The following is a 23,032-nucleotide window of genomic DNA, read 5'->3' on the forward strand; positions in this document are numbered from 1 at the left end:
CCGGGCTGGATGCTTCCAGCCCGGCCGGCGTTTTCAGGCGTACGTCACGCCCGCACCCGCTCCCCTCGCGGAGCGACCGGCGCCTCCCCCGCAGGGGACTCGTCGTGCGTCAGGTCCGGCATCCATCGCAGCCACCGCGGCAGGTACCAGTTCCGCTCCCCGAGCAGGGCCATCACCGCCGGGAGCAGCACCCCGCGGATGACCGTCGCGTCGATCAGGACCGCCGCCGCGAGGCCGACGCCCATCTGTTTCATGGACTGCATGGACAGCGTCCCGAAGATCGCAAAGACGGCGACCATGATCACGGCCGCGCTCGTGACGACACCCGCCGTGGTCACCACCCCATGGCTGATCGCATCCTTCGTCGTACGCCCCTGAAGCCGTGCCTCCCGGATCCGGGAGACGACGAACACGTGGTAGTCCATCGAGAGACCGAACAGGATCACGAACAGGAACAGCGGCAGCCACGCGATGATCGCCCCCACTCCCTCCGCGCCCACCAGGGACGCGCCCCAGCCGTGCTGGAAGACCATCACCAGGATTCCGTAGGCCGCCCCCACCGACAGCAGGTTGAGGACGATCGACGTGACCGCGATCGTCAGCGAACGGAACGACAGCAGCATCAGCACGAAGGCGAAGACGACCACGAACGCGAAGACCGGCGGGACCGACGAGGAGAGCTGGTCGTTGAAGTCCTTCGAGCCCGCCACCTGCCCGGTCACCGGCGCCTCGACCCCGTCGACCTCACCGAGCGTCGCGGGCCGCACCTCGTCCCGCAGCAGGTCGAGACTCTTCTCCGCCTTCGTCTGGTCCGAGCCGCCGACCAGCGGCACGGTCAGGAACGCGACGTTCTGCCGCTCGTGCACCTTCACCTCGACCGGCCCGCCGGACGCCCCCGAACTCACCGCCTGCTTGCGGAAGTCCGCGATCGCCGCCCGTACCGGAGCAGCGTCGATGTCATCGGCCTTCACCACGACCTCGGCCGGTTCCGAGCCGCCCGGGAACGCCTCGTTCACCCGCTCGTACGTCGCCACGATCGGCAGCGAGTCGCCGAACTCCTGGTCAAGGGTGAGCTGCTGCGTCTTCATGCCGAGCGCGGGCAGCGCGACAGCGGCGAGGACGCCCGCCGAGATCGCCACCGAGACCACCGGGCGCCGCAGGACCCGGCCGACGACCGCGCGCCACAGTTTGCTCTCGCTGGGCACACCGCCCGCCCGCTCCCGGCGGCGCAGGAACGGCACGCGGCCCTTCTCCACCCGCTCGCCCAGGAGCGAGAGCAGCGCCGGCAGGACCGTCACCGAACCCACCATGGCGACCGCGACCACCATCAGTGAGGCGACGCCCATCGCCTCGAACTCGCCGATGCCGGTGAACAGCATGCCCGCCATCGCCACACACACCGTGATGCCCGAGACGACCACGGCCCGGCCACTGGTGGCCGCCGCGATGTTCAGCGCGGTCTGCGCGTCATGGCCCTTGGCGCGTTCCTCGCGTTCGCGCCGCAGATAGAAGAGGCAGTAGTCGACGCCGACGGCGAGGCCCACCAGGAGCATCACCGAGTTCGCCGTCTCGCTCATCGGCTGGACCTGGCTCACCACGGCCATCAGGCCCATCGTCGCCATGATCGCGGTGACGGCCAGGGCCACCGGGAGCAGCGCGGCGACAAGCGCGCCGAACGCGATGAGCAGGATGCCGAAGGCGACGGGCACCGCCGAGTACTCGGCCTGCTGGAAGTCCTCGCCGAAGGCGTCGTCGAACGTCTTCTGCATGCTCGCGCCGCCGATCTCCTCGATCCGCAGCCCGTCGCGCTCGTGTGCGTCCGCCACCTTGCCGACCGCGTCCAGGACGGGCCCGACGCGGTCGCCCGCCGTCTTGTCGTCGCCGCGCATGTCGAAGCGCACCAGCGCGCTCCGGCCGTCCTTGGAGACCGAGTCGCTCTTGTACGGCGAGGTCACCGCCGTCACCTCGCTGGTGGCCTCGACCGCCTTCATGACGTCGTCGACGGCCTCGCGGAAGCGCGGGTCGGTCGCCTTGAGGGCGTTGTCGCCGCTGTCCTTGGTCTGGATCAGGACGCTCTCGCCGACCGGCTCCCTGATTCCGGCGTCGTCCACGATCTGTGTCGCCTGGTTGATCTCACCCTTGAGATCGTTCTGGTCGACGTCGGTCCGGCCCACGGCTGAGCCGAGCGCCATCGACACGACGACGAAGAGCACCCAGATGCCCACGGCCGCCCATCGGTGCCTGGCACTCCATCCGCCGGCCCGAGCGGCTATCCCCCGTACTCGCGTGTTCTGATTCGCCATGGCTCGAAGCTAGGGCGGGGTGTGGGGAGTGCTCGTCCTGCCGGCCGACGAACCGGGCCGGCGCGATCTCCTCCCTTGGGACCGGGAGGCCTCCTCGTCAAGAAGGACTCCGGCCGTCACAAGCCCCTTACATCTATGACGACTTGAGGGATCTGGCCACGCGGTGTCCGTTCTGCCGACGGGGGCCCGTTTTGTTATTACAGAACCTTGTTGAACAAGTCACAGGTGTATGTAGGTATTGATCTGCGCGCGTCAATCAGACAGGGTTTCGTCCCAACGCCCGGAGATCTTCCGGATCTCGGGGACCGTTGCAGCGAGTTTTTGAAACCCCCCACATCCCCCCACATCACCACGAGGAGACCCCTCTTCATGGCAACTCACAAGCGTGTCCGCTCGGTGAAGCTCGTCGCGGCGATAGCCACGGCGGCCACCGCGGTCGGCGTCACCGTCTTCGCCACCTCGTTCGCCGGTGCGGCAACCCCCGCCGAGGGCAAGGTGTACGGAGCGAACGCCGAGGGCGCCGTCTCCGGCAGCTACATCGTCATGCTCGACGAGAAGGCCGACAAGGGCGCCAAGACGGACCTGGCCGAGGAGTACGGCGGCGAGCTCAAGCGGAACTACTCGTCCGCGATCAACGGCTTCTCGGCGAAGAGCCTCACCGAGACCGAGGCCAAGCGCCTGGCCGCCGACCCGGCCGTCGGCAAGGTCGTCCAGTCGAAGAAGTTCTCCATCGACGCCACCCAGGACAACCCGCCGTCGTGGGGCCTGGACCGCATCGACCAGGCGGACACCGCGGGCGACAAGAAGTTCACGTACCCGGACGCGGCCGGTGAGGGCGCCACGGCGTACGTCATCGACACCGGCGTCCGCGTCAGCCACAAGGACTTCGGCGGCCGCGCCACGTCCGGCTTCGACGCCATCGACAACGACGACAACGCGGACGACGGCAACGGCCACGGCACGCACGTCGCGGGCACCATCGCCGGTGACGCGCACGGTGTCGCCAAGAAGGCGAAGATCGTCGCGGTCCGCGTCCTCGACGACCAGGGCTCCGGCACCACCGAGCAGGTCGTCGCGGGCATCGACTGGGTCACCAAGAACCACCAGGGCCCCTCGGTCGCCAACATGAGCCTGGGCGGCGGCGCCGACGAAGCGCTCGACGCGGCGGTCCAGAAGGCGATCGCCTCCGGCGTCACCTTCGCGGTCGCGGCCGGCAACGAGTCCTCGGACGCCGGTCAGGGCTCCCCGTCCCGCGTGAAGGAGGCCATCACGGTCGCCTCCTCCACCAAGGACGACGAGCAGTCGGACTTCTCCAACTTCGGCTCGGTCGTGGACATCTACGCCCCGGGCTCGGACATCACGTCCGCCTGGAACACGGACGACAACGCCACCAACACCATCTCCGGTACGTCGATGGCGACCCCGCACGTCGTGGGCGCCGCCGCCGTCTACGTCGCGGCCCACCCGGACGCCAAGCCGGACGCCGTCGCCAAGGCGCTGACCGACGGCGCGACCGCGGACAAGATCTCGAACCCGAGCGAGGGCACGCCGAACAAGCTGCTCAAGGTCGTCGAGTAACACTCCGCCTGGCAACACCCACAGGACCGACGGCCGTCGCGCCCACCCCCACGGGGTGCGACGGCCGTCTTATGGTGTGCGGATGACGGTCAAGGCATACGCGGCGCTCCTGCGCGGCATCAATGTGGGCGGCAACAAGAAGGTGCCGATGGGGGAGTTGCGTCCGCTGCTCTCCGGTCTCGGGTTCGGGGACGTGCGCACCCATCTGCAGAGCGGCAACGCGGTCTTCACCAGCGCGGACACCGACGAGGACGCACTGGCCGCGCGGGTGGGCGAGGCCATCCAAGGGCACTTCGGCTTCGACGTGAGCGTCCTGGTGCGCGACGGCGCCTACCTGAAGGCGGTCGCCGATGCCTGCCCCTTCCCCGCCGCCTCACTCGAAGGCAAGCAGCTGCACGTCACGTACTTCTCCGAGCCGGTCGACGCGACCCGGCTCGCATCGATCGACCAGAGGGCGTTCCTGCCCGAGGAGTTCCGGCTCGGTGACCGCGCGCTCTACCTCTACGCGCCGGACGGCCTCGGCCGCTCCAAGCTCGGCGAGGTCCTCTCGCGCCCCGCACTGTTCAAGGGCGTCATCGCCACCAGCCGCAACTGGAACACCGTCACCAAACTGGTCGAGCTGACCCAGGAGTTGGACCGTGGCTGACCGCACCCCCGCCGTCGACGCGGCCATCGAGGCCGAACTGCGCCTGCTCGCCCCCGAGGTGCGCGCGTCGCCCGAGCTGCTCGGGCAGCTTCTGCACCCGGAGTTCACCGAGTTCGGCACCTCCGGCACGCACTGGGACCGTGCGTCGATCATCAAGGCCCTGACCGAGAGCACGAACAAAACGGGCCGCCCGATCATGACCTCCCGGATGCGCGGCGTCCAGCTCGCCGACGACCTCGTGCACCTCACCTTCGACACCGAGAGCAACGGCCGCCTGGCGCACCGCAGTTCGCTGTGGCGGCGGTGCGACGGCGAGTGGCTGCTCTGGTTCCACCAGGGGACGCCGTTCGGCGCGGACGGACCGCCCGGAGCCTGAGGCCGCCGGACGCCTGATCTTCCCGGCGCGATGTGCGAGGCTCGGCTCCATGCGCTACATCATCATCGGAGCAGGGGCGATCGGCGGCACGGTGGGCGGACGCCTCGCCGAGAGCGGACACGACGTGGTCCTCGTCGCGCGAGGTGCGCATTGCGAGGCGGTGCGGGAGGGCGGCCTCCGGGTCAGGACGCCCGACGGGGAGCTGACACACCGGCTCCCCGTCGTCCAAGAGCCCTCAGAGCTTGGTGAGTTGCGGGCGGACGACGTGCTGTTCCTCGCCGTGAAGACACAGGACTGCGCTGCCGCGCTGGACAGCTGGGGCGGACGCCCGGTGGCGGGCGGCGGGACGGCGGGTGAGCTCCTTCCGCTGGTCTGCGCGCAGAACGGCGTGGAGAGCGAGCGCATCGCGCTGCGCCGCTTCCGGCGGGTGTACGGGATGTGCGTATGGCTGCCCGCGACCCACGTCGAGCCGGGCTCGGTATCGGCGGCAGGTGCCCCTTACACGGGCATGCTGCACATCGGCCGCTACCCGCACGGCACGGACGACACCGCCCGGCTCATCTCCGCCGACCTGGAGGAGTCGAAGCTGCTCGCGCCCGTCGTGGCGGACGTGATGCGCTGGAAGTACGGCAAGCTGCTCGCGAACCTGGCCAACGCCGTCGAGGCCGTCACGGGCGTGCTCTCCGGCAACGAAGCCATCGCCCTCTACCGCAGGGCCCGCGCGGAGGGCGAGGCGGTGCTCGCCGCCGCCGGCATCGAGGCGGTCGGCGAGCAGGAGCAGAAGGAGGCCCGCGGCGACCGCATCCGCTTCGAGCCCTTCGACGGCTCGGAACGCGGCGGCGGTTCGTCCTGGCAGAGCCTGAGCCGGGGCACGGGCACCATCGAGGCGGACTACCTCAACGGCGAGATCGCCCTCCTCGGCCGCCTGCACGGAGTGCCGACGCCGGTGAACGACGCCCTCCAGGCGGTGGCCAACGCGTTCGCGCGGGAGCGGCGCGCGGCGGGATCGATGCCGGTGAGCGAACTCCTGGGGCTTGTGGCCCGCGCGGAGGAGCGGCAGGAGCGGGTCAGCTGAGCACCGAGGTCATCAGGAGCGTGGTGCGGCCGTTGTCCTCCGCGACCGAGCGGCCCTGGGTGAAGCCGAGGCGCTTGAGGACGGTGAGGGAGGCGATGTTTTCCGCGTCCACCGTCGCGTGCACCTCGCTCAGGGCCAGCGTCTGATGGCCGTACGCGGTGAGCAGTCGGGCAAGCTCCGTCCCCAGGCCCATGCCCCAGCTGCCCCGGAAGAGGCCGTAGACGATCTCGTGGCCGTCGAGCCAGGGCTCGGGTGACGGCTTTATCTCCGCGTGGCCGATGTAGCGCCCCTCGTGCCGCACCGCCCACACCGGGAACTGGTTCTCGGCGTATATGAGGCCGAAGATCCGGCGGAACAGCGCGTGGGTCTGTTCCACGCTCTGCATCCCGTCCCCGAACCAGCGGCCCACGGCCTCATCCTGGAGGAGCGCGACGAACTGTTCCTCATCGGCGGCGACATAGGGGGACAGACTCAGGCGCTCGGAACGGAGTACGGGGGTCATCGGCGTGACGGTAGGCGCACGAGCGCTACTTCAGCAACCCGATTGACTAACTCGTGGGCCGGGGCAGCCCGATCGGGTTGGGGAAGGGGAGGACCCCCGCCGCCAGTACCTGCCGCACCGGCCGTTCCAGTGCCGCCAGGAGCGTGTCCGCGTCGCGTGCGGCCAGCGGTCTGAGCAGCCGCGCCGACAGGCGGTCCGTGGCGTCCTCGATCAACTCTCGCTCGGTGCGGCCGTGTTCGGTGATGTGCCCGTCGCCGTCCACCAGGCCGCGCCCGCGCAACCGGTCCACCGCCTGCTCCCACTCCTGCTCCTCCCACCCCCGGTCGTGCCGGATGGTGCCGTGGTCCACACGGCCCGTGGCGGCGGCGAGCACCAGCGCCTCGCAGGCGTCGAGGCCATGGTCGGCGAGCGCGGCGACATGCGCGTCGCCCCTGAACTCCCGTACGCACGTGACCAGTTGCCACAGCCGCTGCACCGGGTCGGCACGCTCGCTGACGGCACGGTTGGCCGTGAACAGCGGCCGGGCCAGCGACGGGGCGTCCTCGACCATCGCGGCGAGCGGCGGACAGAGCGCGATGGCCTGATCGTCGATGTCCGGGACCAGCGCGCGCAGGGCCCGCGCCGTGTAGACCGCGCGCTCCTCCACTATCCGGCCCGGCGACACGTACTGCCAGGCGGACGGCAGCGCCCGCTCGATCATGCCCGGGGCGAAAACGCCGAGCGCGGCCGTCGCAGGGCCCGACTCGACCGGGCCCATGGGAGCCGTGCGGGCGGCGAAATATCCCATCCAGAAGCCCTTGAGGCCCAGCGCCCTGCCCAGGTCCCGGCAGCGCTCCTCGAAGTAGATCACGGCGTGCAGGGGCTCGGTCCGCAGCCAGAGCGTGCGGGATCTGGAGAGCGTCATGAACCCACAAACTAGGCCAGCACGGGAACCCGCGCCACCCGCCCGACCACACCGTTTGCGGCACATGCCTCGTCGTAACGCCGTACGAGCAGCCGTGCCAACCCCGCCGAGGGGCCGAGGACTTGGGCCAGTACGTCGGCTTCGGCGGCGCCGCGCTCGATGCGGTCGGGCAGGAAACCGGGCGCGATGACATAGGGAGCCACCGCCACCCTGCGCACCCCGAGCGCGCGTAGTTCCCGCACGGCGTCCTCCGTGCGGGGCAGAGATGCGGAGGCGAACGCAGGCCGCACGGCGCACCAACCGGTGTGCCGCCACTCCCGCGCGATTTCAGCGATCACTGCGATCGCCTCCGGGTCCGATGACCCCGCCGAGGCCAGCACGACCCCGGTCGAGGACTTGTCGGCGGGGGTGAGCCCCGCCTCGTACAACCGCTGGTCCAGAGCGGTCAGGAGCAGGGGAGAGGGGCCGAGCACCGCCGCCTGCCGGATGCGCAGGCGGGGCGGTGCCTGGCTCAGGACCGCCGGGATGTCCGACTTCGCGTGGAACGCCCGCGTCAGGAGCAGGGGAAGCGCGATCACGTCGCGTACTCCCTCGGCGTCCAGGGACTCCAGGACCTCGGGAACCGAGGGCGAGTTGAAGTCCAGGAAGCCCGTCTCCACCCGCAGCCCCGGCCGCTGTTCCCGCACCCGGCGCACCAGGGCGCGCACCGTCGCGGCATGCCGCGGGTCGCGGCTGCCGTGGGCGACGACGAACAGGACGGGGCGAGTGGGACGGCCGTACATGGTGAGTCAGCTCCTCACGAGGAGTCCGCGGCTGCGCAGCACGCGCCGCTCAAGGGGGCTGAAGATCAGCAGGTCGATGGCGATGCCGACGATCAGGATGAGGAGGATCGCGAAGAACACCTGCGACATGCTGCTGTTCGTGCGGCCCGCCTCTAGGAGCTGGCCGAGCCCCATGCCCAGGTCGGGTGACTGCGCGATGATCTCCGCGGCCATCAGCGAGCGCCAGGAGAACGCCCAGCCCTGCTTCAGGCCCGCCAGATAGCCGGGCAGCGCGGCGGGCATGACGATGTGCCAGGTGTGACGCAGGCCCGTCGCGCCCAGCGTGCGGCCGGCCCGCAGGAACAGCGGGGGCACCTGGTCGACGCCCGCGACCAGGCCGTTGGCGATCGAGGGGACCGCGCCGAGCAGGATCACCGCGAACATCATCTGGTCGTTGAGACCCAGCCAGATCACGGCCGGCGGCACCCATGCCACCGAAGGCAGCGACTGCAGACCAGAAAGGATGGGGCCGATCGCGGCCCTGACGAACCGCACCCGGGCCACGATCAGACCGAGCGGCGTACCGATGGCGAGCGCCATCAGGAAGCCGAGCAGACCCCGCGAAACGGACGTCCAGATGTACTCCAGGAGCGTGCCCTGCAGCCAGGCTTCCTCGACCTCGTCCCAGACGGCGGAGGGCGCGGGCAGCTTGTAGGAGTCGGTGACCTTCGCCCACACCAGGACCTGCCACACCACGAGCACCAGCACGATGGCGGTGACCGGCGGCAGGATCTTCTGGACGAAGGTCTGGCGGAAGGGGACGCGCCGGGTCTGGACCGCGTCAAGCGCGTCCAGGCCCGCCTCCAGACCTGCCAGGTCCTGACTGCTGTCCCTCTCGGTCTTGTCGACCGGAGTGTCAGTGCTGGCCATGTCGGCGGATCTCCCCACGCAGTTGTTCGGTGATCTCGACGGACAGTTCCGCGACGGCGGAGTCCTCGATGCGGCGCGGGTGGGGGATGTCGACACGCCACTCGTGCGCCACCCGGCCGGGACGCGACGAGAGGAGCACGACGCGCTCGGCGAGGCGGACGGCCTCGCGCACGTTGTGCGTGACGAAGAGGACGGAGACGTTCGTCTCGCGCCAGATGCGGGTCAGCTCGTCGTGCAGGACGTCACGCGTGATCGCGTCGAGCGCCGCGAACGGCTCGTCCATCAGCAGGATCTTGGCGTCCTGCGCGAGCGCGCGGGCAAGCGCCACCCGCTGGCGCATGCCGCCGGACAGCTCGTGCACCCGCTTGCCGTACGCCCCTTGCAGCCGTACGAGCCCCAGGAGCTCCTCGGCCCGCTCGCGCCGCTCGGCCTTCGCGACGCCGCGCAGCTTCAGGGCGAGCTCGATGTTCTTGCCCGCGGTCAGCCACGGGAACAGCGCGTGCTCCTGGAACATCAGGGCCGGGCGGCCGTCGGTGGCGATGTCACCCGCCGACGGCTTGTCGAGTCCTGCCACCAGATTGAGCAGCGTCGACTTGCCGCAGCCCGAGGCTCCCAGGAGGGTGACGAACTCGCCCGGAGCGACATCGAGCGTGATGTCGTCCAGGACGAGCTGCTGCCCGGCGGGCGTGCTGAAGGACTTCGAGACATGCTCGATCCGGGCTGCGTGCGGGGCGGCCGTGATCTCGTCCGCCGCCTTGGCGAGGGTCGTGGTCGCCATGGTCGTCACCTCCTGGGAACTGGTCTGATTCCGGGGTTACTTGACGCCGAGGCCGGCGTCGTCGACAGCGGACTTGCCCTCGCCCTTGAGGACCTTGTTCAGCGGCCTCAGGTCGTAGATGCCCTTGAGGTTCGGCTTGTCGAGGAGACCCGCCTTGACCGCGTGCTCGGCCTCGGAGTCCAGCGTCGAGGCCAGCGGGTCGTCCGTGGTCTGGATGGACTTCCACGCCGGGTCGATGACCTCGGCGGGCAGCTCCTTGCCGGACGCCTCCTTGAGGGCGGCGTTCGCGGAGGCCTTCGCCTTGTCGGGGTTGTCCTTGATCCACTGGTTGGTCTTCACCGAACCGCGCAGGACGGCCTCGACGACCTTCGGGTGCTCCTTGAGGAACTCCTGCGACACGATGATGTTCGTGATCACGAACTTCTTGTCCGGCCACAGGTCGGCCTCGTCGAGGATCGCCTTGCCGCCCTCGGCGACCAGCTTCGACGCGGTCGGCTCGGGCACCCAGGCGCCGTCGATGGAGCCGGACCTGTAGGCGTCAGGGGTGATCTTGTTGTCGGTGCGGACCACCGAGACGTCGCCCTTGCCGCTCTCCGCGTCGACCTTCCAGCCCTTTTCCTTGATCCAGTTGAGGAAGGCCACATCCTGGGTGTTGCCGAGCTGAGGCGTCGCGATCTTCTTGCCCTTGACGTCGTCCAGGGACTTGATCTTGTCCGGGTTGACCACCAGCTTCACGCCACCGGACGCCGAGCCGCCGATGATGCGCAGGTTCTTGCCCTGGGCCTTGGTGTAGCCGTTGATGGCGGGCGACGGGCCGATCCAGCCGATGTCGATCGACTTCGAGTTCAGTGCCTCGATCTCCGACGGGCCCGCGTTGAACTGCGTGTACTTGGCCTTCGTCGCGCCCAGTTCCTTCTGGAACAGGCCCTCCTGATCACCGACGAGGGCGGTGGCGTGCGTGAGGTTCGGGAAGTACCCGATCTTCACCTCGTCGAGGCCCTCGATCTTCTTCGCACCCGCGGCCACCTCGGCCTTGTCGTCCTTGTCGTCAGCGGAGGACCCGTACCCGCAGGAAGTGAGCACCACGGCGAGCAACGGCAGAGCGGCGACGGCGGCCAGGGCACGTCGGCCCCCGGTGGTGCGTGGAGTGCGGAAGCTGGCAGACACGGGAGGTGGTCCTCTCGTCGGCCCGGTCCCTACGCCCTCAGGGCGTGGCCGGGAGATCGGCGGGTTTTCGTCTTCGCAGGTGGAACTCGCGGGGGGTGTGGGCGCGCAAGCGGTGCGCGTACGTCACTGCGCACATCGCCCGACTCCGCCCTGCCCCGCGCCGAGGGCGCCGCTGCCGACGCGGCCGCCCTCCTTCGCGAAGGTCGAGAAATAGTCGATCGTGGTCATGGTCAGAAGTCCCAGCCCTCGTCGTCCGCCGCCTTCTTGGCCTCTTCGACCGTCTCGACGGTTTCGGCGAACGCGTCACCCGCCATGCCGGCCGCGAGCGTGGTGCCGTCGGCCGGGTCGATCAAGAGGAACGAACCGGTGCGGCGCGAGGCGGCGTACGAGTCGACGGCGATCGGCTCGGCGGTGCGGATCACGACGCGGCCGATGTCGTTGGCGACCAGCTGCCCCGGCTCCGGGTGCTGGGAGAGGTCGTCCAGGGTGAGCCGCGAGGGGATCTCCTTGACGATCGCCTTGACCGTGCGGGTGGTGTGCTTGAGCAGTACCCGCTGGCCGACGGTCAGCGCGGTGTCCGCGACGTGGCAGACCGTCGCCGTGAGGTCCTGCGAGGTCCCCGGCTGGTCACCGCTCGGCACGATCAGGTCGCCGCGCGCGATGTCGATGTCGCTCTCCAGGAGCAGCGTCACGGACTGCGGCGTCCACGCGACGTCCACCGGCGTGCCGAGGAGGTCGATGCCCGCGATCTTCGACGTCTTGCCCGAGGGAAGCACGGTCACGGACTCGCCGACCCGGAAGGTGCCCGCCGCGATCTGTCCCGCGTAGCCCCGGTAGTCGGGGTGCTCCGCGGTCTGCGGGCGGATCACGTACTGGACGGGCAGGCGCGCGTGGCAGGAGGTCAGGTCGTGGCTGACCGGGACCGTCTCCAGGTGCTCGAGGACGGTGGGGCCGCCGTACCAGTCCATGTTGGACGACGGCTCGACGACATTGTCACCGGCGAGCGCCGAGATCGGGATGGCGGTGATCTCCGGGACGCCCAACTCGCTGGCGTACGCGGTGAATTCCTCGGCGATCTTCGCGAAGACGGTCTCCTCGAAGTCGACGAGGTCCATCTTGTTCACGGCGAGCACCACGTGCGGGACGCGCAGCAGCGCGGCGACGGCGGCGTGCCTGCGGGTCTGCTCGATGACGCCGTTGCGGGCGTCGACGAGGACCACCGCGAGGTCGGCCGTCGAGGCGCCGGTGACCATGTTCCGGGTGTACTGCACGTGCCCGGGGGTGTCGGCGAGGATGAACCGGCGCTGCGGGGTCGCGAAGTAGCGGTAGGCGACGTCGATGGTGATGCCCTGCTCGCGCTCGGCCCGCAGGCCGTCGGTGAGCAGCGCCAGGTCGGGCGCCTCCTGGCCACGGCCGAGGGACACGCGCTCCACGGCCTCCAGCTGGTCGGTGAGGACCGACTTGGAGTCGTGCAGAAGACGGCCCACGAGGGTGGACTTGCCGTCGTCGACGGAGCCCGCGGTGGCGAAGCGCAGCAGGGTGGTGGCCGAAAGATGCTCGGCGGAGAGCGGCTGCGCCTTGTCTGGTTCGGTGGTGCTGGTCATGTTTAGAAGTACCCCTCGCGCTTGCGGTCTTCCATCGCGGCCTCGGACATCTTGTCGTCGGCGCGGGTGGCGCCGCGCTCGGTCAGCCGGGACGCGGCGATCTCGGTGATGACGGCGTCCAGCGTGGTGGCGTCGGAGTCGACGGCTCCGGTGCAGGACATGTCGCCGACGGTGCGGTAGCGCACGAGCCGCTTCTCGACCGTCTCGTCGTCCTTGGGGCCGCCCCACTCGCCGGCCGTCAGCCACATGCCCGAGCGGCGGAACACGTCCCGCTCGTGCGCGAAGTAGATCTGCGGCAGCTCGATGCCCTCGCGGGCGATGTACTGCCACACGTCCAGCTCGGTCCAGTTGGACAGCGGGAACACGCGGACGTGCTCGCCCGGGGCGTGGCGGCCGTTGTAGAGCTGCCACAGCTCGGGGCGCTGGCGGCGCGGGTCCCACTGCGAGAACTCGTCCCGCAGCGAGAACACCCGCTCCTTGGCGCGGGCCTTCTCCTCGTCACGGCGTCCGCCGCCGAAGACCGCGTCGAACTTCTCGCTCTGGATCTTCTCCGTGAGCGGCACGGTCTGGAGCGGGTTGCGCGTCCCGTCCGGGCGCTCGCGCAGCTTGCCCGCGTCGATGTACTCCTGCACGGAGGCGACGTGCAGCCGCAGGCCGTGCTCGGCGACGACGCGGTCGCGGTACTCGAGAACCTCGGGGAAGTTGTGCCCGGTGTCGACGTGAAGGAGCGAGAAAGGGATCGCCGCGGGGGCGAACGCCTTCAACGCGAGGTGCAGCATGACGATCGAGTCCTTGCCGCCGGAGAAGAGGATCACCGGCCGCTCGAACTCGCCCGCCACCTCGCGGAAGATGTGCACCGCCTCGGACTCCAGGGCGTCCAGGTGGGACAGCGCGTACGGGCTGTCCGTCTCCTCGGTCACTGTGGCCACGGTGGTCGTCATGCCAGACCCCTTTCGATGAGCAGCGCGCGCACGGCCGCCGCGGACTCCTGCACGGTCTGGTCCTGGGACTCGATGCGCAGATCGGGTGACTCGGGTGCCTCGTACGGGTCGTCGACCCCCGTGAGCCCGGAGATCTCGCCGGCCGCCTGCTTGGCGTACAGACCCTTCACGTCACGTACGGAGCAGACCTCCACCGGTGTGGCCACGTGGACCTCCAGGTAGGGCGTGCCGCCCGTCTGGTGGCGCTTGCGCACGGCCTCGCGGCTGTCCGCGAAGGGCGCGATCACCGGCACCAGGACCTTCACGCCGTTACGGGCGAGCAGTTCGGCGACGAAGCCGATGCGCTGCACGTTCGTGTGCCGGTCCTCGCGGCTGAAGCCGAGGCCCGCCGAGAGGAACTCGCGGATCTCGTCGCCGTCGAGCACCTCGACCCGGTGGCCGTCCTCGCCCAGCTTGCCCGCGAGTTCGTAGGCGATGGTGGTCTTGCCCGCGCTGGGCAGGCCGGTGAGCCAGATGGTGGCTCCGGTGGTCACGTGCTTCTCCGATTCATTCTGCGGCTCTGTCCGCGGCTCTGGCATCAGTGGATCCCGCACTCGGTCTTGGCGTTGCCCGACCAGCGTCCGGCGCGGGCGTCCTCGCCCTCCAGGAGGCGGCGGGTGCAGGGCGCGCAGCCCACGGAGCCGTAGCCGTCCATGAGGAGGGGGTTGGTGAGGACGCCGTGCTCGTCGACGTACGCGTCCACGTCGTCCTGCGTCCAGCGGGCGATCGGCGAGACCTTGACCTTGCGGCGCTTCTCGTCCCAGCCGACGACGGGGGTGTTCGCCCGGGTGGGGGACTCGTCGCGGCGCAGACCCGTCGCCCACGCGGAGTACGAAGTCAGGCCCTCCTCAAGGGGCTTGACCTTCCGCATGGCGCAGCACAGGTCGGGGTTGCGGTCGTGCAGCTTCGCACCGAACTCGGCGTCCTGCTCGGCGACCGTCTGCTTCGGCGTGAGCGTGATGACGTTGACGTCCATCACGGCGGCGACGGCGTCACGAGTGCCGATGGTCTCCGGGAAGTGGTAGCCGGTGTCGAGGAACACGACGTCCACGCCGGGGCGGGCGCGCGAGGCGAGGTGGGCGACGACGGCGTCCTCCATGGAGGAGGTCACGCAGAAGCGCTCGCCGAAGGTGTCGACGGCCCACCGGAGGATCTCCAGGGCGGAGGCGTCCTCCAGGTCGCGCCCGGCCTGCTCGGCGAGAGCCTTCAACTCGTCGTCCGTGCGCTGTTCCTGCTCCTGAGCGGTCGTCATATCTGTTCCCCTCCACCGTTGTCGCGCTGAACTCCCTGGGCGAGCAGCCCGAGGAACTTCAACTGGAAGGCTCGATTGCATGCGGCGCATTCCCAGGCGCCGTGACCGGTCTCGTTCGGGCGCAGGTCCTCGTCACCGCAGTAGGGGCAGTGGAAGGGGGCGGCACGCTCGCTCACGAGAGTGCCTCCTCGCTGGCGCGTGCCACCCAGGTGGCGAAGCGCTCGTCGTCCGCGCGCTCCTCCTCGAAGCGCTTGAGGACCCGCTCCACATAGTCGGGCAGCTCGGCCGAAGTGACCTTCAGGCCACGGACCTTGCGGCCGAACCCGGCCTCCAGGCCGAGCGCGCCGCCCAGGTGCACCTGGAAGCCCTCGACCTGGTTGCCGTCGCCGTCGAGGACCAACTGCCCCTTCAGGCCGATGTCGGCGACCTGGATGCGGGCGCAGGCGTTCGGGCAGCCGTTGATGTTGATGGTGATCGGCTGGTCGAACTCCGGGATGCGGCGCTCCAGTTCGTCGATGAGCTGAGAGCCGCGCGCTTTGGTCTCGACGATTGCCAGCTTGCAGAACTCGATGCCGGTGCAGGCCATGGTGCCGCGCCGGAAGGGAGAGGGGCTGACCCGCAGATCGAGGGCTTCGAGCCCGGCGACGAGGGACTCGACCTGAGCCTCCTCCACGTCGAGCACGATCATCTTCTGCTCGGCGGTGGTGCGCAGCCGGCCGGAGCCGTGGGCGGCGGCCACATCGGCGATCTTCGTCAGCGTCGTGCCGTCCACGCGGCCGACGCGCGGGGCGAACCCGACGTAGAAGCGGCCGTCCTTCTGCTTGTGCACACCGAGGTGGTCGCGCCAGGTGCCGGCGGGCTGCTCGGGCGCGGGCCCGTCGAGGAGCCCGCGCTTGAGGTACTCGTCCTCCAGGATCTGCCGGAACTTCTCGGGACCCCAGTCGGCGACGAGGAACTTCAACCGGGCGCGGTTGCGCAGCCGCCGGTAGCCGTAGTCACGGAAGATGCCGATGACGCCGGTCCACACCTCGGGCACCTCGTCGATCGGCACCCAGGCACCGAGCCGCACACCCAGCTTGGGGTTGGTCGAGAGCCCGCCGCCGACCCAGAGATCGAAGCCGGGCCCGTGCTCAGGATGATTGACACCCACAAAAGCGACGTCGTTGATCTCATGCGCGACATCGAGCTGCGGCGACCCCGAGATGGCCGTCTTGAACTTACGGGGCAGGTTCGAGAACTCGGGACTGCCGATGAAGCGGCGCTGGATCTCATCGATGGCGGGCGAGCCGTCGATGATCTCGTTCTCGGCTACACCGGCGACGGGCGAACCGAGGATGACGCGGGGCGTGTCACCGCAAGCCTCGGTCGTCGAAAGGCCGACCGCCTCGAGCCGCTCCCAGATGGCGGGAACGTCCTCGATGCGAATCCAGTGGTACTGCACGTTCTGCCGGTCGGTGAGGTCGGCGGTCCCGCGCGCGAACTCCTGCGAGATCTCGCCGATGACCCGCAGCTGCTCGGTGGTGAGGCGCCCGCCGTCGATCCGGACCCGCAGCATGAAGTACTCGTCGTCGAGCTCCTCCGGCTCCAGGATCGCGGTCTTGCCGCCGTCGATGCCCTGCCGGCGCTGGGTGTAGAGCCCCCACCAGCGCATACGCCCACGAAGATCGTTCGGGTCGATGGAATCGAACCCACGCTTGGAGTAGATCGTCTCAATGCGTGTCCGCACATTGAGACCGTCGTCGTCCTTCTTGAACTGTTCGTTGCCGTTGAGCGGCGTGAAGTGGCCTACGGCCCACTGGCCCTCACCACGGTGACGGCTCGCCTTGCGCCGGGGCGCGGCAGTCGTGGGTTTTTCAGGGGTGGCAGCCATGGCTATACGTCCTTCAAGGCGGGCTGAGGGCAACTTTGACCTGCGCACTTCGCGCAGAGGGCGCGGCGGTGCGCAAGGGGATGGTCAAGCAGGGGGAGTCGTCGGCGCTGTTGCTGTCAGCTCGCCGGACACATGGCGCTGGACATGCGGCAGAGATCGACGTGACGCCGACTCACCAAGGCAATTCCAGTGCGATCCATGACGGAAGCGTGTCACGGGACTTTCGACCCAGTCCACCACTGTCCGAAGTATGGACGTTGTTGTCCCATCTGATGAGACGCGTGATGTGGGTCACTCTGGAAGCTTGGGGGAGGTGGAACCTCACGCGCCCGGCCAAGGCCCCGGCGAGGCCACGTCCGCCTCCTCCTCGACCTTCGTGTCGAAGAGCTTGAAGCCGCGCCGCAGGTAATTGTCCATCGCGTGTGCGCCGTCCTTGGAGCACGTGTGCAGCCACACCCGCTTCGTCGGGGTGAGGTCGGGCCAGCGGTCCGCGAGGTCCCAGGCGCGCCGCACCGCGTGCGAGAGCAGGTGGCCGCCGATGCGGCGGCCACGGAAGGCGGGGATGAGGCCGAAGTAGACGATCTCGACGACGCCCTCCTCCCGCGCCGCGAGTTCCACGTAGCCCGCGGGTGTCCCCTTCTCGTACGCCACCCAGGTCTCGACGCCCGGCCTGCCGAGCTCCTCCTGCCACTGGGCGTAGGACAGGGACAGCCGGTCCGTCCAGCGGATGTCGCCGCCGACGGAGGCGTAGAGGAAGCGGCTGAACTCCGGGGAGGGGATCTCGGCCCGGACGATCCGTACGCCGTCGCCCTCGGGTGCGGCGGCGGGCAGCAGGTCGGTGGGAGCGGTCTGCTCGAGCGACCAGGTGGTGACAGTGAGGCTCATGCCGGTCAGAGAATCATGGGGCCAGGGTGGTGGCCAAGGCGGGCACGACCGCACTCAAGGCTCCGGCACCCTGCGTGCCTCCCGCACCGCCGGTGCCGTCGAGTGCGGGAGCAGGTTCGCCGGGTGCTCGGGGAGGATCACCTTCACGTCCACGTCCTCGGGGAAGCGGTAGGGGCGGTGGGCCAGGAGGCAGCCCAGGTAGCGCCGGATACGGGAGATCTCCGCGCGGACCGTGACCGTGCGCGCCGGGTCGCCGAACATGTCCTCGGCGAGGCCCGAAGCGCTGCGGCCCTTGCGATGGGTGGCGAGGAGGTAGAGCAACTCCGCGTGCCGCGGGCTCAGTTCACGCGTCCAGCCGCCCGCCCCGCCGCCCTCGACGGTGACCGCCCAGCGGCGCGGCCCGCTCACGTCCAGGATGACGCGCGTTGCGGCCAGCGGCTGCGGCTCCTCCTCGGCGCGCAGCAGCCAGCCGCCGGGCAGCGGCTCCACCGCGCAGGTGCCGAGCGAGGGCAGCCATATGTGGCCCGCGGTCATGGCCTTGGGCAGGGACAGTCGGTCCGTGGGCGGCATTCCGGTGACCGCCGCCGTCCACCCGTGGACGTCCACCGCCACGGCGCGCCCGCCGAGGCGCGCGAGGACCGGCGCCGCCACTGAGCGCAGCCGGTCGAGCGCCGCGACGTGGGTCTCCCGAAGCCGGGCCTCGGCGAGCTTGGCCACCGAGTCGACCAGGGCGAGCGTCGCCGGGTGCATCGTGTTCAGCGGACCGCTGATGTCGACCACGCCGAGGAGGCGGCCGTCACGGGGATCGGTGATGGGCGCACCCGTGCACGTCCACGCGTGATGCGTCTCCACGAAGTGCTCGGCGGAGAACACCTGCACGGGACGGCGGACGACGAGCGGTGTCCCTACGCCGTTGGTGCCGACGACGCCCTCGTTCCAGTCCGCGCCCAGTTCGAAGCCGAGCGAGTCCGCCTTGCGCAGCACCGGGGAGTTGCCCTCGCGCCACAGCACCCGGCCGTCCGCGTCACAGACGACCATGATGTGGTGCGCCGCGTCCGCCACCGTGACCAGCGCGTCCCGCAGCATCGGCATGATCTCCGTCAGCGGCGACGCGCGCCTGCGTTCCTCCACCTCCTCGACGCTGAGCAGCCGGGAGCGGAAGTCGTGGTCGGGGTCGACCCCGACGAGCTTCATGCGCTCCCAGGACTCCTCGATCACGGGACGCGGCAGCATGCGCGGCCGCTGCCCCGCGAGCGACGCCTGGCGGACACCCGCGAGCAGTCGCGCGGCCTGAGCACAGTCCATGGCGGAGATCCTCGCGAGGTCGATCGTCGAAGTCACGTTCATGACCGGTCCTTCCCGAGCGGAGCCAGTGCGTCGGGAGCATCCTCTGGCTTGCAACCGTCTGCAACCCTCGCGAACGGCCGTACGGAGATCGAAGCTGATGTTCAACGCCGTTCGCGGCGTTGACGCTCCTCAACGGGGCTTGGGAGCGGGGGTGGTGCCGTGTCGGCGCAGCACCACCCCCGCGACTCTCCGGATGCCCGGGGCGTGTGGGGGAGGTGACTAGGCGTCGCGCGGAGCCGCCCGTTCCACCACGGAGGCCAGATCGAGGGTGTGCGGCAGCGTCCCGAACGCCGAGCCCCAGTCCCCGCCGAGCCGCGAGGCACAGAACGCGTCGGCCACCTCCGGGGGCGCGTACCGCACGAGCAGCGAACCCTGGAGCACCAGGGCCATCCGCTCCACGAGGCGGCGCGCCCGCGCCTCCACGCCGTCCAGGTCGGCCAGTTCGGTCAGCAGACCCTTGATCGCGCCGTCCAGGCGGTGGTCGGCGCCGCGGGCGAGGCCGACCTCCTGGAGGAAGGCGTTCAGGGCCAGCGGCTCCCGCTGCAGCGCACGCAGCACGTCGAGCGCCTGTACGTTCCCCGAGCCCTCCCAGATGGAGTTGAGCGGCGACTCGCGAAGGAGCCGCGGCATCCCCGACTCCTCGACGTAGCCGTTGCCGCCGAGCACCTCGAGGGCCTCCACCACGAGCGGCGTGCAGCGCTTGGTCACCCAGTACTTCGCGGCCGGCACCGCGATGCGCAGGAACGCCCGCTCCTGCTCGCTCCCGTCGTCGTACGCGGCCGCGAGGCGCAGCGCGAGGGTCGTGGCGGCCTCCGACTCCAGGGCGAGATCCGCCAGTACGTTGCGCATGAGCGGCTTGTCGACGAGCTTGCCGCCGAACGCCTCGCGGTACGTGGCGTGGTGCACGGCCTGCGCGACGGCCTGCCGCATGAGCGACGCGGAGCCGATGACGCAGTCGAGCCGCGTGGCCGCCACCATCTCGATGATGGTGCGCACCCCGCGCCCCTCGTCCCCGACCCGGCGCGCCCACGTCCCGTCGAACTCGACCTCGCTCGACGCGTTCGACTTGTTGCCCAGTTTGTCCTTCAGGCGCTGAATGGCGAAGGCATTCCTCGTGCCGTCCTCAAGGACCCGTGGCACGAGGAAGCACGTGAGCCCCGCGTCGGTCTGCCCGAGCACCAGGAAACCGTCGGACATGGGTGCGGAGCAGAACCACTTGTGCCCGGTGAGTTCATAGGCACCTTCCTCCGCGAGGGCACGCGCACGCGTCGTGTTCGCCCGGACGTCGCTGCCGCCCTGCTTCTCCGTCATGCCCATCCCGAAGAGCGCTCCGGCCTTCTGCGAGGCGGGCCGCATGCCTTCGTCGTAGACGAGGGAGGTGAGCCGGGGCTCCCACACGGCGGCGAGCGCGGGATCGGCCCGCAGGGCGGGAACGGCCGCGTGCGTCATCGACACCGGGCAGCCGTGCCCCGCCTCGACCTGCGACCACACCAGGAACCCGGCGGCGCGCCGCAGATGCCCGCCCGGACGCGACCAGGCGGTGGTCAGACCCGACGACACCGCCTTGCCGAGCAGCCGGTGCCACGCGGGGTGGAAGGCGACCTCGTCGATACGATTCCCATAGCGGTCATGGGTGTGCAGAACGGGCGGATTCTCGTTGGCGAGGAACCCCCATTCGCGCGCCTGCTCCGAGCCCGCGGTCCGCCCGAGTTCCGAGAGTTGCTCGCGCGCGGTGTCGAGGAGCGCGGGGTCGAGATGCCGTTCGACCCCTTCCGCGAGCGCGCGGTCAGACGTAAAGACGTCATATCCCACCAGGGGCGGAGCCTGGTTGGTCACTGTGTGGGTGGTGGCTGCCATGCCGCTACGGTAAGGAGGTGCACCAGGCAAATGAAACACCCGGGAGGCCGTCGGGCCGCTGGAACCGGGCCCGCGCTCTCTACAGCAACGTCTCCAAGCGCAGGACCGCCTGGCTGCTGCTCAAGGACACGGTCAACTCATGCGTGGAGTACCGCATCCTGGGCCTTGCCGCCGAAGCGGCGTTCTTCACGCTGCTCTCGGTGCCGCCGCTGCTCCTGAGCCTGATCGGGCTCCTCGCGTACGTGGACCGGTGGACCGGCGCGAACACGATCGCCAGCGTCGAGAACAACATCCTCGAGGCCTCCCGCACGGTCCTCTCCGACCGGGGCGTCAGCCAGATCGCGCAGCCGATACTGGAGGACGTCATGCGGGTCGGCAGGCCCGACGTCATCTCCATCGGTTTCGTCTTCGCCCTGTGGTCGGGCTCGCGCGCCGTGAACGTCTTCATCGACACGATCACGGTGATGTACGGCCTGGACGGCGCGCGCGGCATCGTCAAGACCCGCCTCCTGGCGTTCGGCCTGTTCATCGTGGCGCTGCTGATCGGGTCGGTGGCGCTGCCGCTGATGGTGGCGGGCCCCGACGCGGTGGTGAAGCTGGTGCCCGGCTCCACGACGGTCGTGCAGATCCTGTACTGGCCGGTGGTGACGCTGCTCTCGGTGGTGTTCCTGACGACGCTGTACCACGTGTCCGTGCCGGTGCGCTCGCCCTGGGTGGAGGACATGCCGGGCGCGCTCATCGCCCTGGGGATGTGGGTCCTCGGCAGCTTCCTGCTCCGGATCTACCTCACGAGCACGGTCGAAGGGCCCACGATCTACGGCTCGTTGGCGGCGCCGGTGGCGGTGCTTCTGTGGATCGGTGTGTCGGCGTTCGCGGTCCTCGTGGGGGCGGCGGTGAACGCCGCGATCGACCGGGTGTGGCCCTCCGTCGCCACGGCGGCCGCGCGAGCGGCCAACGACCGGATCCGGGAGGCGCGGGCGGTGGAGATGGTGGCGCGGGCGGCCGCCGCGCGGGAGGCTTCCGCGGACCCGGACGACCCCGACATGCCGTCCGAGTTCCCCGAGCGGTGGTCCCGCTTCCTGCCGCCGGATGACGTCTCTTCGCGACTGCGGACGCACGTGAAGAAATCTGGGGGGAACGGGGAGAAGCCGCCGGAGTAGGGGGCTACAAGATGTCCTCAAACGCCGGACGGGCTGGATTTCCAGCCCGTCCGGCGTTGGAGGACAAGGCCCTCGCGCCGAGCGAGTTTGTGGGAAGGGGCGGGGTTGGGGAGTAGTCACCCCTTCCAGACGCCCGCCTCCCCCTGCTCCCGAGCAAAATCGGCGAAGTCCCGCGGCGCCCGCCCCAGTACCTCCCGCACCCCCTCGGAGAGATACGCGTTGCGGCCGTCCAGGTTCGTCTCGAAGAGCTCGATCAGGAACTCGACCTCCTCCGCAGGCGCCCCGTACTCGGCGAGAGCACCCCCGTACTCCCTCGCCGAGACGGGGACATATCGAATCTCCCGCCCCGCGGCCGCCGACACCTCGGCCACGGCGTCGCGGAACGAAAGAAGCCGCGGCCCCGAGATCTCCAGAACCCGGCCCGCGTAGCCCGAATCGGGACGCAGTACCGCCACCACCACATCGGCGATGTCCCGCGCGTCGATGAACGGTTCGAGCACCTCACCGGCGGGGAACACCAGCTCCCCGGCGCGCATCCCGTCGAGCAGCGGCCCCTCGCTGAGGTTCTGGGCGAACCAACTCGCCCGTACGACCGTCCACTCGGCCCCGGACTCCCGCACCGCCCGCTCGGTCGGCTCCGCCTGGTCCTCGCCCCGCGCAGAGAGCAGCACGAGCCGCCGCACACCGAGCGCCACCGCCTGCCGGGCCAGCGCGCCCACCGTCTCGCCCGCGCCGGGCGCGCCGACGTCCGGCATGTAGGCGAGGTAGGCGGCGTCCGCGCCCCGCAGCGCGTCCTCCCACGTCGAGGGGTCGTACCAGTCGAAGCGCACGGCGCCCGACCGCGACGCGGCCCGCACCGTGTGGCCCGCGGCCCGCACGGCCTCCGCGACCCGGCGCCCGGTCCTGCCGGTGGCCCCGGTGACCAGCACCGTCATCTTCGGCGTGTGCTGATTGTGCTGCGTGTTCACTGCGGTCTCTGTCATGACTCCAGTGAACTGGCCCGCGCCACAAGGAACCATCCGCCAGGGACTCGCCCCCATACGCGTACGTCTACGCT

At 70.0% G+C, this 23,032-nt stretch carries 23 protein-coding genes; 5 read left to right on the forward strand and 18 right to left on the reverse strand.

Annotated features, from left to right (window positions below):
* Nucleotides 1-44: 44 nt before the first annotated feature.
* Nucleotides 45-2,303 (reverse strand): MMPL family transporter, encoded by a 2,259-nt coding sequence (locus tag ACZ5U5_RS30250; protein ID WP_469027835.1) that lies wholly within the window; start codon nucleotides 2,301-2,303, stop codon nucleotides 45-47.
* A 369-nt stretch (nucleotides 2,304-2,672) separates the two neighbouring features.
* Between ACZ5U5_RS30250 and ACZ5U5_RS30255 the strand changes: the two genes are divergently transcribed.
* The 4 genes from ACZ5U5_RS30255 to ACZ5U5_RS30270 all read left to right on the forward strand — a co-directional run bounded on the left by ACZ5U5_RS30255 (nucleotide 2,673) and on the right by ACZ5U5_RS30270 (nucleotide 5,978).
* A complete protein-coding gene (locus ACZ5U5_RS30255) occupies nucleotides 2,673-3,881 on the forward strand; it encodes a S8 family peptidase (RefSeq protein ID WP_469027837.1) in 1,209 nt (402 codons plus the stop codon).
* Nucleotides 3,882-3,963: 82 nt separating this feature from the next.
* The gene (locus ACZ5U5_RS30260; RefSeq protein WP_469027840.1) at nucleotides 3,964-4,527 is read left to right on the forward strand and encodes a DUF1697 domain-containing protein; all 564 of its coding nucleotides are present in this window, start codon (nucleotides 3,964-3,966) and stop codon (nucleotides 4,525-4,527) included.
* Nucleotides 4,520-4,903: a nuclear transport factor 2 family protein gene (locus ACZ5U5_RS30265; protein WP_469027842.1), complete on the forward strand. Its 384-nt coding sequence runs from the start codon at nucleotides 4,520-4,522 to the stop codon at nucleotides 4,901-4,903. The genes ACZ5U5_RS30260 and ACZ5U5_RS30265 overlap by 8 nt, the downstream gene beginning before the upstream one ends.
* 49 nt (nucleotides 4,904-4,952) lie before the next feature.
* Nucleotides 4,953-5,978, forward strand: coding sequence for a ketopantoate reductase family protein (locus tag ACZ5U5_RS30270; protein ID WP_469027845.1), 1,026 nt, complete (start codon nucleotides 4,953-4,955; stop codon nucleotides 5,976-5,978).
* Here the strand turns inward: ACZ5U5_RS30270 and ACZ5U5_RS30275 are convergent.
* From ACZ5U5_RS30275 to ACZ5U5_RS30350, 16 genes are all read right to left on the reverse strand, one after another.
* Entirely contained in the window at nucleotides 5,971-6,480 is a 510-nt protein-coding gene (locus ACZ5U5_RS30275; RefSeq protein ID WP_469027848.1) for a GNAT family N-acetyltransferase, read from the reverse strand. The two genes, ACZ5U5_RS30270 and ACZ5U5_RS30275, sit on opposite strands and share 8 nt — an antisense overlap.
* Nucleotides 6,481-6,526: 46 nt before the next feature.
* Nucleotides 6,527-7,384 (reverse strand): SCO6745 family protein, encoded by an 858-nt coding sequence (locus ACZ5U5_RS30280; protein ID WP_469027850.1) that lies wholly within the window; start codon nucleotides 7,382-7,384, stop codon nucleotides 6,527-6,529.
* Nucleotides 7,385-7,395: 11 nt separating this feature from the next.
* Nucleotides 7,396-8,166: a sirohydrochlorin chelatase gene (locus ACZ5U5_RS30285; protein WP_469027852.1), complete on the reverse strand. Its 771-nt coding sequence runs from the start codon at nucleotides 8,164-8,166 to the stop codon at nucleotides 7,396-7,398.
* 6 nt (nucleotides 8,167-8,172) lie between these two features.
* Nucleotides 8,173-9,075 (reverse strand): ABC transporter permease, encoded by a 903-nt coding sequence (locus ACZ5U5_RS30290; protein WP_363209768.1) that lies wholly within the window; start codon nucleotides 9,073-9,075, stop codon nucleotides 8,173-8,175.
* Nucleotides 9,062-9,853 carry an ABC transporter ATP-binding protein gene (locus ACZ5U5_RS30295; RefSeq protein WP_469027854.1) on the reverse strand — a complete coding sequence of 264 codons (792 nt, stop codon included), beginning with the start codon at nucleotides 9,851-9,853 and terminating at the stop codon, nucleotides 9,062-9,064. The genes ACZ5U5_RS30290 and ACZ5U5_RS30295 overlap by 14 nt, the downstream gene beginning before the upstream one ends.
* A gap of 36 nt (nucleotides 9,854-9,889) precedes the next feature.
* Entirely contained in the window at nucleotides 9,890-11,020 is a 1,131-nt protein-coding gene (locus ACZ5U5_RS30300; RefSeq protein WP_469027857.1) for an ABC transporter substrate-binding protein, read from the reverse strand.
* 230 nt (nucleotides 11,021-11,250) lie between these two features.
* A complete protein-coding gene (locus ACZ5U5_RS30305) occupies nucleotides 11,251-12,624 on the reverse strand; it encodes a sulfate adenylyltransferase subunit 1 (RefSeq protein ID WP_469027859.1) in 1,374 nt (457 codons plus the stop codon).
* A gap of 2 nt (nucleotides 12,625-12,626) precedes the next feature.
* Nucleotides 12,627-13,565 carry a sulfate adenylyltransferase subunit CysD gene (cysD, locus tag ACZ5U5_RS30310; protein WP_451211536.1) on the reverse strand — a complete coding sequence of 313 codons (939 nt, stop codon included), beginning with the start codon at nucleotides 13,563-13,565 and terminating at the stop codon, nucleotides 12,627-12,629.
* Nucleotides 13,562-14,143, reverse strand: a complete 582-nt coding sequence (gene cysC / locus ACZ5U5_RS30315) for an adenylyl-sulfate kinase (RefSeq protein WP_469027863.1) — start codon at nucleotides 14,141-14,143, stop codon at nucleotides 13,562-13,564. The genes cysD and cysC overlap by 4 nt, the downstream gene beginning before the upstream one ends.
* Complete coding sequence (locus ACZ5U5_RS30320; RefSeq protein ID WP_469027865.1) at nucleotides 14,143-14,856, reverse strand: phosphoadenylyl-sulfate reductase; 714 nt, start codon at nucleotides 14,854-14,856, stop codon at nucleotides 14,143-14,145. Before ACZ5U5_RS30320 ends, cysC begins: the two co-directional genes overlap by 1 nt.
* Nucleotides 14,853-15,032 carry a hypothetical protein gene (locus ACZ5U5_RS30325; protein WP_363209761.1) on the reverse strand — a complete coding sequence of 60 codons (180 nt, stop codon included), beginning with the start codon at nucleotides 15,030-15,032 and terminating at the stop codon, nucleotides 14,853-14,855. Before ACZ5U5_RS30325 ends, ACZ5U5_RS30320 begins: the two co-directional genes overlap by 4 nt.
* Nucleotides 15,029-16,726, reverse strand: a complete 1,698-nt coding sequence (locus tag ACZ5U5_RS30330; protein ID WP_469027868.1) for a nitrite/sulfite reductase — start codon at nucleotides 16,724-16,726, stop codon at nucleotides 15,029-15,031. The genes ACZ5U5_RS30325 and ACZ5U5_RS30330 overlap by 4 nt, the downstream gene beginning before the upstream one ends.
* Before the next feature lie 116 nt (nucleotides 16,727-16,842).
* Nucleotides 16,843-16,926 carry a putative leader peptide gene (locus tag ACZ5U5_RS30335; RefSeq protein ID WP_323178717.1) on the reverse strand — a complete coding sequence of 28 codons (84 nt, stop codon included), beginning with the start codon at nucleotides 16,924-16,926 and terminating at the stop codon, nucleotides 16,843-16,845.
* Nucleotides 16,927-17,047: 121 nt separating this feature from the next.
* Nucleotides 17,048-17,611: a GNAT family N-acetyltransferase gene (locus tag ACZ5U5_RS30340; protein WP_469027870.1), complete on the reverse strand. Its 564-nt coding sequence runs from the start codon at nucleotides 17,609-17,611 to the stop codon at nucleotides 17,048-17,050.
* 54 nt (nucleotides 17,612-17,665) lie between these two features.
* Nucleotides 17,666-18,958: a GAF domain-containing protein gene (locus tag ACZ5U5_RS30345; RefSeq protein WP_469027873.1), complete on the reverse strand. Its 1,293-nt coding sequence runs from the start codon at nucleotides 18,956-18,958 to the stop codon at nucleotides 17,666-17,668.
* A 219-nt stretch (nucleotides 18,959-19,177) separates the two neighbouring features.
* Nucleotides 19,178-20,815 (reverse strand): acyl-CoA dehydrogenase family protein, encoded by a 1,638-nt coding sequence (locus ACZ5U5_RS30350; protein WP_469027876.1) that lies wholly within the window; start codon nucleotides 20,813-20,815, stop codon nucleotides 19,178-19,180.
* Between the two features lie 17 nt (nucleotides 20,816-20,832).
* Between ACZ5U5_RS30350 and ACZ5U5_RS30355 the strand changes: the two genes are divergently transcribed.
* Nucleotides 20,833-21,975, forward strand: coding sequence for a YihY/virulence factor BrkB family protein (locus tag ACZ5U5_RS30355; protein ID WP_469027879.1), 1,143 nt, complete (start codon nucleotides 20,833-20,835; stop codon nucleotides 21,973-21,975).
* A gap of 116 nt (nucleotides 21,976-22,091) precedes the next feature.
* On the opposite strand, the gene ACZ5U5_RS30360 is transcribed toward ACZ5U5_RS30355, so the two are convergent.
* Nucleotides 22,092-22,958 (reverse strand): NmrA family NAD(P)-binding protein, encoded by an 867-nt coding sequence (locus ACZ5U5_RS30360; RefSeq protein ID WP_469027882.1) that lies wholly within the window; start codon nucleotides 22,956-22,958, stop codon nucleotides 22,092-22,094.
* Nucleotides 22,959-23,032 lie beyond the last annotated feature (74 nt).

It is taken from the genome of Streptomyces sp. NPDC033177 (genome assembly GCF_055577715.1).